The following is a 15,423-nucleotide window of genomic DNA, read 5'->3' as shown; positions in this document are numbered from 1 at the left end:
GCTAGTTATGTCCCAGCCTCTTTTTTCATGTTCAATCCTCCATCGTCGATAAATCGCCCGTTTCCAAGTTCAACTCCCATGCTTTCAGGACACGGCGCATGATTTTACCACTTCGTGTCTTCGGCAACTTATCTCGGAAATCAATTTCTCTTGGGGCCGCGTGAGCAGCTAGACCTTCCTTGACGAATGCTTGGATTTCTTGTTTTAATTCATCCGTTGGCTCATAACCATCACGTAAGGCAATGAATGCCTTAATGATTTCGCCTCGCACCGGGTCTGGTTTCCCGATGACTCCGGCTTCCGCGACTGCTGGGTGCTCAACGAGACGGCTTTCAACTTCAAACGGACCAACCCGTTCTCCAGCCGTCATGATGACATCATCGACACGCCCCTGGAACCAGAAATAGCCTTCATCGTCCATATAGGCAGAATCGCCTGACACATACCATCCTTTAAAGAAATAGGATTCATATTTTTGTGGGTTGTTCCAAATTTGACGCATCATCGATGGCCATGGTGTTTTCAAGGCAAGGTTACCCATCCGGAACGGTGGTAACTCGTTTCCTTGATCATCAATGATCGCAGCTTGGGTTCCTGGAATTGGTTTCCCCATCGATCCCGGTTTGATGTCCATCGACTTGTAGTTACAAATCATCATCGCACCCGTTTCTGTCATCCACCATGTATCATGAATGCGTTGGTCAAATGCTTCTTTTCCCCAACGAATAACTTCTGGATTCAATGGTTCTCCGACAGACAACACATGACGAAGACTTGAAAGATCATGGTGATTCGCGACGTCCGCCCCCGCTCCCATTAACATCCGGAAAGCAGTTGGCGCGCTATACCAGACCGTTACGTTATACTTCTCGATAACGCTATACCAGAAATCTGGATTGAAACGTCCACCGACAACGACGTTCGTTGCCCCATTTAAGAACGGTGCGAAGATACCGTAACTTGTTCCTGTGACCCATCCTGGATCAGCCGTGCACCAGTAGACATCGTCTTCTTGTAGATCGAGTACCCAACGTCCTGTCATTAAATGCTGAATCATCGCATTTTGAACATGGAGGACACCTTTTGGCTTCCCTGTCGATCCTGAAGTATAGTGCAAGATCAATCCGTCTTCTCGATCCAACCAGACCGGTTCGAATACATCGGATGCTTGCTTGAACGCTTTTCGGAAATCAAGTAATGTTTCTGATTCTTCAACGCCTTCATCAACGAGTACTACTTTTTCAAGTGATTCCAGTTCCCCAACTGGAACACGCGGGAGCAACGCTTTCGTTGTCACGAGTAGTTTCGCTTCAGAATCAACTAAACGATCACGAACAGCTTGTTCCATGAATGCTTCAAACAACGGACCGACGATTGCCCCTACTTTCAGTGCACCAAGTAGGGCAAAGTACAGTTCTGGTGAGCGTGGCATGAAGATGAAAATCCGGTCACCCGTTTTGACTCCTGCATCGACTAATACGTTTGCCGCTTTATTCGTCAATCGTTTCATGTCTGCATAGGTGAATCGTTGTTCCGTCATTCCATCGAAATAGATCAGCGCATCCTTGTTCGCCCGCTCGCCTTCTGCGTGGCGGTCGATTGCTTCATAGGCCATATTGACTTTCCCCGTTGTCGCCCATGAAAAGTACTGCTCAGCATCTTTCCAGTCGTACGTGTTCGTTTCATCATACTCTGCTAACCAATGCTTCCCCGGAAGCGCTTTCAAAACTTTCATGTCTCGTTCCTCCCCTTCTATGTTTTCCTCTTTATTATAAGCTAGTTATCCGTCAGTTCAATCCATTTGCCGTCAATTTGTTAAAAAATCCCTCTCTTTACTCAAGCGCTTTCGTCTATAATGAATAGGAAGGTGGTGACGCTTACATGTTTGAAAAACAATTCAATCATCGGACGCATGAAACATCACTCGGTCCTGTTGACATCGAAGGTCCCGTACCGAGTCAAACACTAGCAACGTATACACTCGATTCAGGGTTAACGGCTTTTCGTCCACCCGCTGAACAACATCAAGCGCTCGTTGAGATTGCGGACCTTGAAGAAGGACGGATCATCGTCGCTCGTCAAGGAACGGAAATCATCGGTTATGTGACTTACTTATATCCTGATCCCTATGAAACATGGAGTGAGGGAAACAATCCGTACATCTTGGAACTCGGGGCGATTGAAGTCTCCTCTCGGTTCCGCGGACAACAGATTGGTAAAAAATTGCTTGAAATCTCCATGCTAGATCCTGCCATGGAACATTATTTAATTCTAACGACTGAATATTATTGGCATTGGGACTTAAAAGGGAGTGGACTATCAGTGTGGGATTACCGGAAGATCATGGAGAAGATGATGAACCATGGTGGTCTTGTCTTTTTCCCGACCGATGATCCGGAAATCGCCTCCCACCCTGCTAACTGCCTGATGGCACGTATCGGAAAACACGTCTCACCTGAAGTCGTCGCTCATTTTGATGCGCTACGCTTGAGAAGACGCTTCATGTATGACTGAGCTCGAGGAGGAATCGTCATGTTAATCGAACAAATCATGAATACGACGTGCATCACGATGCAACCGACGAATTCCATCGCGCATGCGGTTGAACTCATGCAACGTCATCAGATTCGTCATATTCTCGTCGTTAATGCCCGTCATGAACTCGTCGGTCTTGTCGGACTAAAGGAAATTCAAAGCGCGAGTAGCATCTTTCATCCGGACACAGCAAAACAAGACCTACAGTATCCCGTTTCAAGCATTATGATTGAAAGCCCTGTCACGGCCCATCCGCTTGATTTTCTAGAAGATGCGGCTGTGCTGTTTTATGAATATCGCTTATCCTGCTTGCCAATCGTCCGCGGTCGACGTCTTGTCGGTATCGTCACGGAAACGGATCTGTTACGGACATTCGTTCAGTTGACGGGTGCACTCGAACCAAGTTCCCAAATCGAGATCCGTGTCGAGAATACAGCAGGTACATTAGCGAAGATTTCCGCACTGCTTGCTAAAACGAATATTAATATTTTAAATGTACTCGTGTATCCAACAGACGATCCGTATGTCCGGATTGTTGCGTTTCGTGTTCAGACGATGAATCCAATTCGGATCATCGAGAAGTTACGCAAAGAAGGATTCGATGTACTTGGACCGGATGTGAGCAGATGAAGGATTTTGCTTATCTGTATAGTCCTGAAGAAGCAACCTATCGATTTTCCGAGACCCACCCATTTAACCCAATCCGTCTCGAATTAACCGTTTCCTTGCTTGAATCGATGCATCAATTAGATGACATCCCTTGTATCGCCCCACGTCATGCGACCGATGAAGAATTGGCACTCGTTCATGATCAGGATTATATTGCTGCTGTCAAAGCAGCCGGAACCGGAGTATTATCACCACTCAAGGCACAGATGTACGGTCTTGGTACGGAAGATACTCCCTTGTTTCAAGACATGCATTCGGGTGCTTCCCTCCTTGTCGGCGGAACGATTGAAGCATGTGACCTCGTCTTATCTGGTAAGTATAAACGCACCTTTCATATCGGCGGTGGATTACATCACGGGTTCCGCGGACGTGCTTCAGGGTTTTGTGTCTATAACGATACGGCTGTCGCCATGGCGGCGATGATTGAAAAATATCACTGTAAAATCCTTTATGTCGATACGGATGCTCACCACGGGGATGGTGTGCAATGGGCCTTTTATAATCGAAATGATGTCATGACACTATCTCTCCATGAAACGGGTCGCTACTTATTTCCAGGAACGGGGATGGTAACGGAGAGAGGATCTGAAGAAGGATACGGTTTTAGCTGGAATGTACCACTGGATGCTTTTACGGAAGACGATTCGTTTTTACTTGCTTATGAGACGGCACTCTTTGAAGCATGCGAGTTGTTTCAACCGGATCTCATCATCACACAAAATGGCGCTGATGCGCACGTGCTTGACCCATTGACGCATCTATCCTTAACGATGAAAAGTTATGAAAAGATTCCTCAAATCGCTGTGGCTGCGGCAGAAAAGTATACAGATGGAAAAATCGTTGCTTTAGGCGGCGGTGGTTATGATTGGTATCGTGTCGTTCCTCGCGCGTGGAGTCAGGTTTTTGCTGCCATGACAGGACAAGATCCTTTTCACGGGGAAATTCCAATTGCATGGCAAGAACGATGGGGCGGACAGGAAATAGCGCCACCCACGCACTGGCATGATCCGTCACCACTTTATCCCGCAATTCCAAGACGTCCTGAAATTGAAGAAAAAAATTGGGAGACCGTCAAACGATTGATTTGGCCATTCGTAAACGATGAACGTAAAAAACAACTGACAGCGATTTCCCCCTATTCCGCTGATTAATTGACTTTTTATCTTCACATTTATTTCGTTCGGAGTTCACATCTTGTTGCTATACTAAATATGGAATTTTTACTTAGTAAACGAATAGTTGGGGGAATCATCATGAAAAAGGCATGGCTTTACTCCGGTCTCATTCTGTCGACAGGGATCGTACTTGCAGGGTGTGGGAATGAAAAGCAGGCAATGGATCACGATAACATGCAAGGGGCCGGAAAACCGACCGTCGACGTCACTGTCGATATCCCAGCAAAGACAATGGATGAAGATGCCGTCGTCTTTAAAGCATCCGCGGTCGAAAAGAAAAAGCCCGTCAACCTTGAGGATGTGACGTTTGAAGTTTGGAAAGCTGGAAAACAAGATGGGGCACATCAAAAATTCAAAGCAACCTTGAAAAAGACAGGTTTCTATCAAGCAGAAGCCAAACTTGCTGAAGGTGAATACGAAGGTCTCTATCATATTAATGATAAAAAAGGACTCCATCACATGGATAAGATCTCTTTTGTCGTCATGGATCATTCACATGAAAAAGAGGAAGCATCGCATGAACACGAAGCCGTCGATGGTCTGTCTGTCCATTATATGGGTGCGACGAAAGTAAAGGCTGGTGCTGACCTCCCTGTCTCCTTTCACGTTTTTCTCGATGGAAAACCATTAAAGGCGAACGTTCAGGTCGAAGTCATTGAAACCGGTATTGAAAAACATAATTATGTTCCATTAACTAAAAAAGGTGATGCATACAGCGGAAAAGTCACATTGAACGCCCCCGGTCAGACGACTGTGCGTCTACACGTCGAAAATGATCAACTCCACCATCACCAAGATGAACTCATCACCGTCATAAAATGAAAAAGCGTCTCTTTTTTCAAGCAGCTTGCTTGAGAGAAGAGACGCTTTTTCGATTAAGGGCGTGTCGAATCCCGTTGTTCGATTCGGTGTGGTAACGTGACATCGTTCGTTTCGATTTCTTCTTTGTTCAAAATCTTTGTCAAAAGACGCATCGAGACTGCTCCAATATCATACATCGGCTGAACGACAGTCGTCAGTTTCGGACGAATCATCGTCGCAAGACGTGTATTATCGTGTCCGATGACTTCGAAGTCTTCTGGAACACGGTGTCCGGCATCTTGTAAGGCATGGATGACACCAAGAGCCATCTCATCTGTTCCAGCAAAAATCGCACGTGGGCAATCTTCTCCAAGTTCAAGCAACTGGTTCATCGCCTTCATTCCTGAATCATACGTATAGTTTCCAAGGACGACGTTTTGTTCGCTGAACGGAAGATTTGCCTCTTCGAGCGCCCGACGATAACCAGCAAATTTCTTTTCACCATTGATTTGCTGTTCAAGTGGACCAGTGATGAACCCGATCCGTTCATGTCCACGGTCAATCAATGATTTGACGGCGTCATGTGCAGCACTTTCGTAATCGATGTTGACGGCAGGAAGGTCATAATCTTGATTTAGTGTCGCAGCGAGAACGATGGGCACAGGTGATGTCTTGAATTCACGAACGAGATCCTCATGTAGACGTCCACCCATGAAGATGATCCCATCAACCTGTTTTCCAAGTAATGTATTGAGCAAATGGATTTCTTTTTCCCGATTTTGGTCGGAGTTACAAAGAATGATGTTATATTTATACATCGTCGCAACATCTTCGATCCCCCGTGCTAAATCCGCAAAAAAGATGTTCGAAATATCGGGTACGATGACACCGACAGTCGTCGTTTTTTTACTTGCAAGTCCACGAGCAACAGCGTTTGGGCGGTAACCCAGTTGTTCGATTGCATCTTGGACCTTCTTTCGTGTGGATGGTTTAACGTTCGGATTCCCGTTGACGACACGCGATACGGTCGCCATCGAGACCGCCGCCTCTCGTGCGACGTCATAAATCGTAATATTACTATTCAAAACAAATTCCTCCTTTAGTATGATCGATCTCAAGTGTTTTCATTTCGTTTTCATTTTTAGGCAACACGAAAGGAAGACAGGAAAAGATAGTTTTCTTTTCCCATTCTTCCTTTATTGTAAAACGTTTTCATTCGCTTTAGGTCACCCTTTTTCGAAAATCATTGAACGTTTAGTGCCGGAAAGGTTGTCGTCAAGTTTTCGACGAACGTATCGAATTCTTGGAAATCAAGTTGTTGGTTCGCATCAGATAGTGCGAGTGCCGGAAACGGATGGACTTCAACCATGACAGCATCAGCACCGATCGCGTAAGCCGCTTTCGCTGTCGGCAACAGAAGATCCTTCCGTCCTGTCGAATGCGTCACATCGACCATGACAGGAAGATGTGTCTCTTGCTTCAGAATTGGAACTGCTGAGATATCAAGCGTATTCCGTGTTGCACGTTCGTATGTCCGAATGCCGCGCTCACACAAAATGACTTGATCGTTACCACTTGCCATGATGTACTCAGCCGCGTACATGAACTCCTCGAGTGTTGCAGCAAGTCCTCGTTTTAAAAGAACCGGCTTATTTGTACGACCGACTTCTTTTAGTAAATCGAAGTTTTGCATGTTGCGTGCGCCAACCTGGATAATGTCGACATATGGTAAAGCAGATTCAACCGCACTCGGCGTCATGATTTCAGTGATGACATGCAAACCGTGCGCGTCCGCTGCTTTTTTCAACATTTTTAGACCCTCGAGTCCAAGACCTTGGAAGTCGTAAGGTGATGTGCGTGGTTTGTACGCCCCACCTCGCATGAACTTCACGCCGTGTTTCGCGAGTTGTTCCGCGACTTCGAATACTTGTTCCTCGCTCTCGACCGCACATGGTCCAGCGATCAATTGTTGAGAACCATCTCCGATGACAGCATCTCCGATTCGGATGATCGTGTTCGTCGGTTTTTGTTTCCGTGATACGAGTAATTTCCGAGTCCGATCTTCTCCTTGTAATTCAAGAGAAGCTTTGAAAATTTCTTTAAATACATGCTGAAGGCGTCCTGTTTCAAAAGGTCCATGGTTATTAGCAGCAATTGATTCGAGCATTTGACGTTCCCGAACAGGGTCGTAACGGTCAAGCCCTTGTGCTCGTTTGACTTTTCCGATTTCGACAGCAATTTGACCACGTCGGTTCATCAATTCCAATAATTCTGCATTCACTAAATCGAGTTCATCCCGTAATCTTTTTAATTCTGCGTGTTGATCCATGTCCTACCACTCCCTAATCAGCATATAGCTCGTAATAGCAACTAATTATAACGAACTCTTTCCATGTTGTACATAAAGAAGCTGCATGATTTCTTAAAATATGAAAATAAATTACGTTTTTTCATATAACTTTTTCTACGTTTTCTCTATAAAGAAACATAGAAAAAGAGCCCTCATGATGAGAGCTCCGTATTCACTTCTTATTTCTTATGATTCACATCAGATTGTGGGTCATTGTCTTCCTCTTGCTCTTCCGCTAACTGTTCCCGTAGCTCTGAAAGATCAACGACCGTTTCCGTATCGATTTCTTCTGCCACGGATGCGCCATCGACTTCGTCCCCAATTTCACGCTCGATGTCACGTACAAGTTGTTCTGCTTCTGCGAGAGCTGCATCGATACTTGCCTGATCTTTCTCAAAACCAGCGTATTGTGCCGCTTCTTGAACTGTCGAATTATTCTTTGCTTTTTCAATGACAGGTGCTGCTTTGTCTTTTGCCAGTTGAATCCATTCTCCCACGAGTGGTTCTGCTTTTTCGCGAACAACTTGCGTCTGTTCCGTCAAACGTTGACGTGCAGGAGCCGTACGCTCGTCGATTAAGTCGCGCATCTCACGACCTGATTTCGGACTAGAAAGGAGAGCTGCCGCGGCACCAATCAATCCACCAACGATGATTCCCGCGAGGAAACCTCCTCCTTTAGAAGAATCTTGTGTTTGATATGGGTGTTGTTTCGTCATGATTTACGATCTCCTTTCAACTCATCTGGAATGCTTTCGACGTCCGGGACGGATACGACTTCCGGTGTAACCGGTGTCTCTGCTTTTTTCCGGAATCGACGACGTGGTTTTTTCTCGACTGTCGTCGTCGCTGTCGTATGATTTGAAACTGTTGTTTCTGCCGGTTTATTTTTTTTGAATAATTCTACAGCGACTGAGCCCCAACGGACTGCTTGTGCAATCTGGTCTTTATTCGTATCCGCCGCACCAGCGACCGTATCGGATACCGTCCGGACAGAATCTGTTACTTTATTCAAGGACGTACCAAGCTCTTCGATCGAGTTTGCAACAGGTGCAAGCAACTCGGTTTTTTCTTCAATCGTATCGACAAGACGATTCGTCTTATGTAACAACGCTGTCGTCTCCATCATGATACCGTCCAATTGACGTTCAAGTCCTGCTGTCGTGTTGGCTACATTGTTCAGCGTCTTACTTGCAGCACTTAGTACACGGGCAAGGAAAATGACGAGTACTACGAATGCGATCGCAGCGACTAATCCGGCGATTCCGCCTAATGTGATTTCCATGGTTCTTGCCTCCAATTTTTTGCGTAGTCTTTTGTTGTTAGTTCGACATGTAGCAAGTCATTCCTGCTACTCCAAATGGTTTATTTCCGTTACAATGATAATTGAAACCTACATCATCCATTTCGAGGGGGAAATTTCATGCGTGACCCACGTCTTACTCAACTGGCAACGAATCTGATCAACTATTCGGTTGCCCTTGAACCTGGTGAAAAAGTATTGATTGAAAATTTCGGTATCGAACGTGAACTAGTCGAAGCACTCGTAGAAGCTGCCTACGCGGCTGGCGGTCATCCGTTCGTCTTACTTAAGGATAATCGTATCCTACGAAAATTATACCGAAATGCTTCAGAAGAGCAACTCCAATTGATGGCAGACATCGAACGTAAGCAGATGCAGGCGATGGATGCATACATCGGATTACGAGCTGGTGATAATATCAATGAACTATCGGATGTACCAGCTGAACAAATGAAACTGTACGGTCAAACGATTGGTAAGATGCATACACAGGATCGCGTCAAAGGAACGAAATGGGTCGTCCTTCGCTTCCCGACAGCATCGATGGCTCAACTCGCCAATCAATCGACAGAAGCATTCGAAGACTTTTACTTCGATGTCTCAACGCTTGATTACGAAAAAATGGGACAAGCGATGGAACCGCTCGTCGATTTGATGAACCGGACGGATCGTGTTCGTCTCGTCGGACCAGGAACGGACCTTTCGTTCTCGATCAAAGACATCCCAGCAATCAAATGTGCCGGAAATGCCAATATTCCGGACGGTGAAGTCTTTACGGCACCCGTTAAAGATTCCGTCAACGGTGTCATCTCATATAACACACCATCTCCGTATCAAGGATTCACGTTTGAAAACGTCAAACTGACGTTCAAAGACGGTAAAATTGTCGAAGCGACGGCGAACGATACGGATCGTATCAACCAAGTCTTCGATACAGATGCGGGTTCTCGTTTCGTCGGTGAATTTGCGATTGGCGTCAATCCCTTTATCCAGCATCCAATGAAGGATATTCTGTTCGATGAGAAAATCGATGGCAGCTTCCACTTCACGCCGGGTCAAGCTTACGAAGAAGCCTACAACGGTAATGATTCATCCGTTCACTGGGATCTCGTCAATATCCAACGCCCTGATTACGGTGGTGGGGAGATCTGGTTTGACGACGTATTGATCCGTAAAGACGGTCGTTTCGTCCTTCCTGAACTCGAAGTCCTCAATCCTGAAAACCTGAAATAAGAAAAAGCGGATGGCTCGTCCTTCATAGGACAGGGGCATCCGTTTTCTATATCTTATTTTTTCAATGTCGCACGAAGCATCCAAATTTGTTTTTCGATTTCCTTCGCTTGACCAAGCAGATCATCTTCCACTGTTACGTCTTGTGCCTCAAGATGTTCAATCGCATCAAGCATCTCTTTTCGGACTTGTTGGAAGTCTTTAATGACCGAATCGATCATCTCATCTGCTGACAAACCTGATTTTGCTTCTTCGAGTGTCGTTTGTTCTAAATATTCTTTTAGCGTCGCTGAAGGTGTTCCGTTATTCATCAAGAGACGTTCCGCAACGACATCATACTGCTCAGACACCCATGTATAGAGTTCTTCAAGCTTCTCGTGAAGCGTCAAGAAGTCTGGACCTTTAATATACCAATGGTAGTTATGGAGCTTAACGAATAGGACCCCATAGTTTGCGACCTGTTGATTCAAAGCTGATTTTGCATGATTACTGATCATCTGATATTCCCCTTTCCTGCTTTCCTGATTTCAAATGACGTTCTAATTCATCTTTATCCTTAAATAACAAAAGATAAACATCATTTTCAGGAAGATTGGATTATCGCGGACGTTTTAATCCCTTTAGCATATATCCGCCTTTGAAGTCGACGGAATCGAAGGCAACGAGAAATGCTTTCGGTTCATACTCCTCGACGAGGTTACGGAGCACTTTCATACGTGTTCGTGCCGCAAGGACATCTAATCGGTAACGAACACCGTCTCGACCTTGTCCTTGATAATGCGTCACACCGAAACCATTATCACGGATGACTTGAATGAGTTCTGCCGGAAATTCTTGTGTGTGTACTTGGATCATATTGTAACCGATGGCTAGTTTTCGTTCGACATATCCACCAATGAGTATACCAAGTCCGAATCCGAGTGCATAAACGACCATACCAAGTGTCGTTAAGTCTTGGAACACGATTCCTAGTGCAAAAATGTAAATCAATGTTTCGACCGTCCCAAAGAGTCCGGCAATGACGGTCCGTCCTTTGACAAGCATGATCGTCCGCAATGTCAAAACAGGAACGTAAATCAACTGGAGCAATAAGATGAGTAAAATCTGTCCCATGGTGTCTTTCCTCTCTATAATAACTTCAACACATACACACTATTTCAAACTTTATTTCAAGATGCAATCCTATTTCAGATTTTCCTTATCAGTTTTTTGATTTTACTATCACAATTCAAATTTACGACAAAAAAATGCCACTCTAATCGAGTGACACTTTTGGTTCTCACTTATTTTACACTTTGATATTGATGCTGATACGTTTGAATGTCGCCCGCTCCCATGAATAGAAGCACAGCATTTTCATGCTGACGTAGGACAGAAACGTTGTCGCGCGTCAGAATAGAAGCTTGCGGAATTTTCTCCTGCAAATCTTCGACTCGAACTTGCCCTTCCTGTTCACGTGCTGAACCAAAGATTTCACATAGATATGTCGCATCTGCTTCACGTAAAGATGTCGCAAAATCATCCATGAATGATTTCAAGCGTGTGTACGTATGCGGTTGGAAAATCGCAATGACTTCACGATCCGGATATTTCTTCCGTGCCGACTCGATCGTTGCGCTGATTTCTTTTGGATGGTGTGCGTAGTCGTCTACTAAGATTTGTGTGCCGAATTCTGACTCACTGAAGCGGCGTTTCACTCCACCGAATGTTGCTAAACGTTCAGCAACGTCTTCTTTACTCAATCCTTCGTACTGACAGATCGCAATGACCGATAATGCATTCAAGACATGATGACGACCGAATCCTGGAATCAGGAACGTGCCATAGAAATCATCACGTAAATAGACATCAAACGATGTGCCGTCTGGCGTTGATGTCGCATTTTCAGCTCGGAAATCATTGTTTTCTCCGAATCCATAATAAAGAACAGGTACATTCGCTTGAATGTTTTGAAGATGTTCGTCATCTCCACAAGCAACGATTGCTTGCTTGACCTGCATCGCCATCTCTTGAAAAGCCGAAACGACATCATCGATTCCCGTGAAATAATCCGAATGATCGAAGTCGATGTTTGTCATGATAGCGTAATCCGGCTTGTAATATAAGAAGTGACGTTTGTATTCACATGCCTCGAAGACGAATGCCTTCGCATCTTCTACTCCTGCCCCTGTTCCGTCTCCGATCAAGAAGGCCGTCGGTGTAATACCGCTCAAGACGTGTGAAAGCAAACCTGTCGTCGACGTTTTTCCGTGTGAGCCTGTAATGGCGACCGAACGATATTCATTTGCTAAGTGTCCTAAGAAATCGTAATAATGATGGATCGTTAAACCAAGTTCATTTGCCCGTGCGATTTCTGGATGATCATCTCCAAAGGCATTCCCCTGGATGATGACATAATCTTCTTTGATGTTATCCGCATTGAACGGGAAAAATGGAATTCCCTTAGCCCGTAACGCGTCTTCAGTAAAAATGTGCTTTTCGATGTCTGAACCTTGTACCTCATGATTCATCTCATGTAGTACTTGGGCGAGCGCACTCATCCCTGTTCCTTTGATTCCAACAAAATGATACTTTGTCATATAAAAGCCCTCCAATTCACGTTCCGGTCCGTACCATCGGGCTCGGGTACAAAACCTGTACCATTATAGCAAACCGATTTATTTTTTACCATGTAAATTATTTTGCTCTCGACGCGCACGATACATCGCCATCAAGTCTTTTGTCGTCATAACGACATTGACAGGCGGTCCAACCGGCTTTTTCACTTCCGACTGAACGGGTGCTACTGCTTCCGCTTCAGCAACAGATGGATCCAAAATCGAAGTGACTTCTTCCGATTGTTGCTTCTCTGCTTCTTGATCATCAAGAAGTGCCTCGCTCGATGTATCCATCGGAACAGTTTGCTCTTCTACGGTTTCACGTGTAGAAGGTGCTTCACTTACCCGCTCTTTTACAACCGTTTCTTCTGTTTCAGGTACGGTCGGCAATTCGACTTCGCTTACGTGATCTTGATTGGCTTCAGGTTCCGGTACAAGTAATTCAACGTCCGTCACCGGTACAAAGCCAGCATCTGCTTCTGCATTGTCTAAGACAACTTCTTCCGGCGCAACAGCCTCCTGCTCCGTCAAAGTAACCTCATCAGTAATTCCCTGTTCATCTGCATCTGAAACCTGTTCAACGGTTTTTGTTTCTTCCGCAGCTTCTACCGTTTCAGATACAGATTGTTTCGGACGTTGGAATCCATAAATCGGTGAAGGAACATCTGTTAAAACGAAGCGGTCTTCGCGCTCCTCTTTTTTCGGACGCTCTACCGGCTTTGTCTCACGTTCCCCCGCAAGCTCTCGACGAATTCGGGCAGCCTGCTCCTTTAGTGACTGTTCATAACGATTACTCATACGTTCACCCCTCCATCTTGTTAAAAAATCGGTCGAATCATCGACCGATTGAGAATGCTTCCCCTACTGCTGATGTATCATCAAGTACAAGAATCCCTTTTTCTTGTGGCGCATTGGCAAGTCCGAGCTCACGCGCTGAACATAGCATACCACTTGACGGTACGCCACGTAATGCTGAAGGACGAATGATTAACCCAGACGGCATGACCGCACCCGGTTTAGCGACGACGACCTTTTGACCCGCTGCTACATTCGGCGCTCCACAAACGATTTGTAAAGTTCCGTTATCCACCTCTACCTGACAGACCGATAATTTGTCAGCATCCGGATGCTTCTCACAAGAAGCAACAAACCCAACAACGAATTTCGGAGAATAGTCAACTTGTTCGAGTGACAATTCGATATCTCGGTTTGCAAGTTCCTTTTGGATGCGTGTTGCCAATTCTTCCGTCAATTCAACCGGTCCTCGTGATTCGATCGTAAATGTATTCGACGCCTCAAACAAGTTGTAACCAATAATACGATCACCATGCTTGATTGTTGCTACGTCTCCTTCACGAGTCGCCGTCACTTCCGCACGTGGTGCGTCTTCTAAAATGATCATTAAGACGTCACCGACGCCCTCTTTATTATAAAACACATTCATTCAATCCATGACTCCCTTCCGTCTTTCTCACAATGCCTATTGTATCAGATTCTTTACTCTTTCGGCTGCTTGTTTTTCGCGAGGACGAAGACCGGCTCAAGATTGCCATCTTCATATAAGAATGGCAATGCCGTAACAGGTACACGACCGTTCGAGAAGAAATCAAACATGAGTTGTTGTAAGACATCATATCCAGCGTCATTGCGGATATCGGCAAAAATCAAGACATCCTGGTGTGGAATACCAACAGCGAATTCCCCTTCGATTCGCGCCGCGTAATCAGCTAACAATGTCTTGTTCAAGACACGACTCGCCTCATATCCGTCTCCAAGACTCAAGAAATAAAAGATGTTCCCCGCTACTTCATCTTGTTTAAATGGCGCATCGAGCGATTTCAGGTTAAAACGTGCAGCTTCCGACAGCTGTTCAGCCGTCCATTCTGCAGATGCCAATAACTCTTCGTCAATCAAACGATATGTCGCCCCTAAATCAAGTGCGTACATGATTTTCGTCTCACCAGTATGTGGTGTGCTGACAAGCGTTTTTCCTTCTTTTGTCGTATCAGCAAACGATTTAGCCCGAATGACAGGGAATATTTTCTGTTCTTGTCCAACGAGTGAAATTTGATCCGTTTGTCCGAGTACAGCACGGATGTATTCGATCGTCTCTTCGACTGCGATGACACCTCTTCGTTTTGCTTTTGCGACGAGCGGGTTCAATCCGACATCAACGCCTGATTTATCATGCTTCCGCTCAATTCGTAACACGGACTTTTCACGATCGAAATACGTTGTATAACCTTCTTCTTCGAATGTTTGTGTCATCATTCTTCGGATTTGTTGTAGTTCCACTTGATTTCATCCTTTCTATCATGAAAAAAAGCGAGTCAGCGCTCGCTTTTTTCTTAAACGGTTTCTAAAAATGCTGTCACTTGTTCTGGTGTCTTCCGCTCTTTGCCGACATAACGCCCTGTTTCTTCACCATCTCGGAACGCGACAAAACTTGGAATTCCGAAGATGTCCATTTCCTGGGCAATTTCAATGTGATCGTCGCGATCGACATAGTAAAATTCAAACGCGTCAAACGTCTGCTCGATTTCCGGCATGAACGGATCTAAAAAGCGACAATCGGGGCACCAGTTTGCTGAGAATAAAAAGACGGTCTTGCCTTGTTTTGCTGTATCGAATTCTTGTTTGGATTGTAATGTTTTCATGATGGTTTCCTCCTTTAATTTCCCTAGAAGTCATTGCCCTCATCATAGCATATTCAAATGTGACTGTGATGAGGGCAATGACTTCAAGGGAAATTAAAGGAGGAAACCA

General features: G+C 45.2%; 17 protein-coding genes. 5 read left to right on the top strand and 12 right to left on the bottom strand.

Annotation, left to right across the window (positions count from 1 at the left end; all coding sequences use genetic code 11):
• Nucleotides 1-31: 31 nt before the first annotated feature.
• Nucleotides 32-1,735: an acetate--CoA ligase gene (gene acsA, locus B4F99_RS10915; RefSeq protein WP_056062704.1), complete on the bottom strand. Its 1,704-nt coding sequence runs from the start codon at nucleotides 1,733-1,735 to the stop codon at nucleotides 32-34.
• 146 nt (nucleotides 1,736-1,881) lie between these two features.
• Here acsA and B4F99_RS10910 point away from each other — a divergent pair, with 146 nt between their 5' ends.
• The 4 genes from B4F99_RS10910 to B4F99_RS10895 all read left to right on the top strand — a co-directional run bounded on the left by B4F99_RS10910 (nucleotide 1,882) and on the right by B4F99_RS10895 (nucleotide 5,201).
• Complete coding sequence (locus B4F99_RS10910; RefSeq protein ID WP_023469064.1) at nucleotides 1,882-2,514, top strand: GNAT family N-acetyltransferase; 633 nt, start codon at nucleotides 1,882-1,884, stop codon at nucleotides 2,512-2,514.
• A gap of 18 nt (nucleotides 2,515-2,532) precedes the next feature.
• The gene (locus B4F99_RS10905) at nucleotides 2,533-3,165 is read left to right on the top strand and encodes an acetoin utilization AcuB family protein (protein WP_035406212.1); all 633 of its coding nucleotides are present in this window, start codon (nucleotides 2,533-2,535) and stop codon (nucleotides 3,163-3,165) included.
• Entirely contained in the window at nucleotides 3,162-4,355 is a 1,194-nt protein-coding gene (locus tag B4F99_RS10900; protein WP_290752068.1) for an acetoin utilization protein AcuC, read from the top strand. Before B4F99_RS10905 ends, B4F99_RS10900 begins: the two co-directional genes overlap by 4 nt.
• A 102-nt stretch (nucleotides 4,356-4,457) precedes the next feature.
• Entirely contained in the window at nucleotides 4,458-5,201 is a 744-nt protein-coding gene (locus tag B4F99_RS10895) for a FixH family protein (protein ID WP_214852789.1), read from the top strand.
• Nucleotides 5,202-5,254: 53 nt separating this feature from the next.
• On the opposite strand, the gene ccpA is transcribed toward B4F99_RS10895, so the two are convergent.
• The 4 genes from ccpA to B4F99_RS10875 form a co-directional block, all read right to left on the bottom strand.
• A complete protein-coding gene (gene ccpA, locus B4F99_RS10890) occupies nucleotides 5,255-6,265 on the bottom strand; it encodes a catabolite control protein A (RefSeq protein ID WP_035406207.1) in 1,011 nt (336 codons plus the stop codon).
• A 158-nt stretch (nucleotides 6,266-6,423) separates the two neighbouring features.
• Nucleotides 6,424-7,509: a bifunctional 3-deoxy-7-phosphoheptulonate synthase/chorismate mutase gene (locus B4F99_RS10885; RefSeq protein WP_035406204.1), complete on the bottom strand. Its 1,086-nt coding sequence runs from the start codon at nucleotides 7,507-7,509 to the stop codon at nucleotides 6,424-6,426.
• Between the two features lie 200 nt (nucleotides 7,510-7,709).
• Entirely contained in the window at nucleotides 7,710-8,246 is a 537-nt protein-coding gene (locus B4F99_RS10880) for a YtxH domain-containing protein (protein WP_056062709.1), read from the bottom strand.
• On the bottom strand, nucleotides 8,243-8,812 hold the full coding sequence (locus B4F99_RS10875; protein WP_035406198.1) for a DUF948 domain-containing protein: 570 nt from the start codon (nucleotides 8,810-8,812) through the stop codon (nucleotides 8,243-8,245). Before B4F99_RS10875 ends, B4F99_RS10880 begins: the two co-directional genes overlap by 4 nt.
• Before the next feature lie 138 nt (nucleotides 8,813-8,950).
• Between B4F99_RS10875 and B4F99_RS10870 the strand changes: the two genes are divergently transcribed.
• The gene (locus B4F99_RS10870) at nucleotides 8,951-10,063 is read left to right on the top strand and encodes an aminopeptidase (protein ID WP_290757785.1); all 1,113 of its coding nucleotides are present in this window, start codon (nucleotides 8,951-8,953) and stop codon (nucleotides 10,061-10,063) included.
• Between the two features lie 53 nt (nucleotides 10,064-10,116).
• Here the strand turns inward: B4F99_RS10870 and B4F99_RS10865 are convergent, their stop codons facing one another.
• The 7 genes from B4F99_RS10865 to B4F99_RS10835 all read right to left on the bottom strand — a co-directional run bounded on the left by B4F99_RS10865 (nucleotide 10,117) and on the right by B4F99_RS10835 (nucleotide 15,314).
• Nucleotides 10,117-10,557 (bottom strand): Dps family protein, encoded by a 441-nt coding sequence (locus tag B4F99_RS10865; protein ID WP_023469073.1) that lies wholly within the window; start codon nucleotides 10,555-10,557, stop codon nucleotides 10,117-10,119.
• 100 nt (nucleotides 10,558-10,657) lie between these two features.
• A complete protein-coding gene (locus tag B4F99_RS10860; protein WP_035406192.1) occupies nucleotides 10,658-11,173 on the bottom strand; it encodes a DUF2179 domain-containing protein in 516 nt (171 codons plus the stop codon).
• 170 nt (nucleotides 11,174-11,343) lie between these two features.
• Nucleotides 11,344-12,639 carry a UDP-N-acetylmuramate--L-alanine ligase gene (murC, locus tag B4F99_RS10855; RefSeq protein ID WP_035406189.1) on the bottom strand — a complete coding sequence of 432 codons (1,296 nt, stop codon included), beginning with the start codon at nucleotides 12,637-12,639 and terminating at the stop codon, nucleotides 11,344-11,346.
• A 78-nt stretch (nucleotides 12,640-12,717) separates the two neighbouring features.
• Nucleotides 12,718-13,455, bottom strand: coding sequence for a hypothetical protein (locus B4F99_RS10850; RefSeq protein WP_056062712.1), 738 nt, complete (start codon nucleotides 13,453-13,455; stop codon nucleotides 12,718-12,720).
• Nucleotides 13,456-13,492: 37 nt separating this feature from the next.
• The gene (gene ytpR, locus B4F99_RS10845) at nucleotides 13,493-14,101 is read right to left on the bottom strand and encodes a YtpR family tRNA-binding protein (protein ID WP_214852783.1); all 609 of its coding nucleotides are present in this window, start codon (nucleotides 14,099-14,101) and stop codon (nucleotides 13,493-13,495) included.
• A 53-nt stretch (nucleotides 14,102-14,154) separates the two neighbouring features.
• A complete protein-coding gene (locus B4F99_RS10840; protein ID WP_056062718.1) occupies nucleotides 14,155-14,952 on the bottom strand; it encodes a DUF1444 domain-containing protein in 798 nt (265 codons plus the stop codon).
• Nucleotides 14,953-15,005: 53 nt separating this feature from the next.
• Complete coding sequence (locus B4F99_RS10835; RefSeq protein WP_214852781.1) at nucleotides 15,006-15,314, bottom strand: thioredoxin family protein; 309 nt, start codon at nucleotides 15,312-15,314, stop codon at nucleotides 15,006-15,008.
• Nucleotides 15,315-15,423: the final 109 nt, after the last annotated feature.

Source organism: Exiguobacterium sp. UBA3491, from assembly GCF_002377745.1.
Taxonomy (GTDB): domain Bacteria; phylum Bacillota; class Bacilli; order Exiguobacteriales; family Exiguobacteriaceae; genus Exiguobacterium_A.
The sequence above is the reverse complement of the archived record's forward strand: the minus strand, read 5'-3'. Positions and strand labels throughout refer to the sequence as shown.

Bases quoted from the DNA above. Each gene is read 5' to 3' on its own strand.
- B4F99_RS10835 (WP_214852781.1), bottom strand. From the start codon at position 15,314: ATGAAAACATTACAATCCAAACAAGAATTCGATACAGCAAAACAAGGC.
- B4F99_RS10860 (WP_035406192.1), bottom strand. From the start codon at position 11,173: ATGGGACAGATTTTACTCATCTTATTGCTCCAGTTGATTTACGTTCCT.
- murC (WP_035406189.1), bottom strand. From the start codon at position 12,639: ATGACAAAGTATCATTTTGTTGGAATCAAAGGAACAGGGATGAGTGCG.
- B4F99_RS10865 (WP_023469073.1), bottom strand. From the start codon at position 10,557: ATGATCAGTAATCATGCAAAATCAGCTTTGAATCAACAGGTCGCAAAC.
- B4F99_RS10900 (WP_290752068.1), top strand. From the start codon at position 3,162: ATGAAGGATTTTGCTTATCTGTATAGTCCTGAAGAAGCAACCTATCGA.
- B4F99_RS10870 (WP_290757785.1), top strand. From the start codon at position 8,951: ATGCGTGACCCACGTCTTACTCAACTGGCAACGAATCTGATCAACTAT.
- ytpR (WP_214852783.1), bottom strand. From the start codon at position 14,101: ATGAATGTGTTTTATAATAAAGAGGGCGTCGGTGACGTCTTAATGATC.
- B4F99_RS10905 (WP_035406212.1), top strand. From the start codon at position 2,533: ATGTTAATCGAACAAATCATGAATACGACGTGCATCACGATGCAACCG.
- B4F99_RS10910 (WP_023469064.1), top strand. From the start codon at position 1,882: ATGTTTGAAAAACAATTCAATCATCGGACGCATGAAACATCACTCGGT.
- acsA (WP_056062704.1), bottom strand. From the start codon at position 1,735: ATGAAAGTTTTGAAAGCGCTTCCGGGGAAGCATTGGTTAGCAGAGTAT.
- B4F99_RS10895 (WP_214852789.1), top strand. From the start codon at position 4,458: ATGAAAAAGGCATGGCTTTACTCCGGTCTCATTCTGTCGACAGGGATC.
- B4F99_RS10850 (WP_056062712.1), bottom strand. From the start codon at position 13,455: ATGAGTAATCGTTATGAACAGTCACTAAAGGAGCAGGCTGCCCGAATT.
- B4F99_RS10875 (WP_035406198.1), bottom strand. From the start codon at position 8,812: ATGGAAATCACATTAGGCGGAATCGCCGGATTAGTCGCTGCGATCGCA.
- B4F99_RS10885 (WP_035406204.1), bottom strand. From the start codon at position 7,509: ATGGATCAACACGCAGAATTAAAAAGATTACGGGATGAACTCGATTTA.
- B4F99_RS10880 (WP_056062709.1), bottom strand. From the start codon at position 8,246: ATGACGAAACAACACCCATATCAAACACAAGATTCTTCTAAAGGAGGA.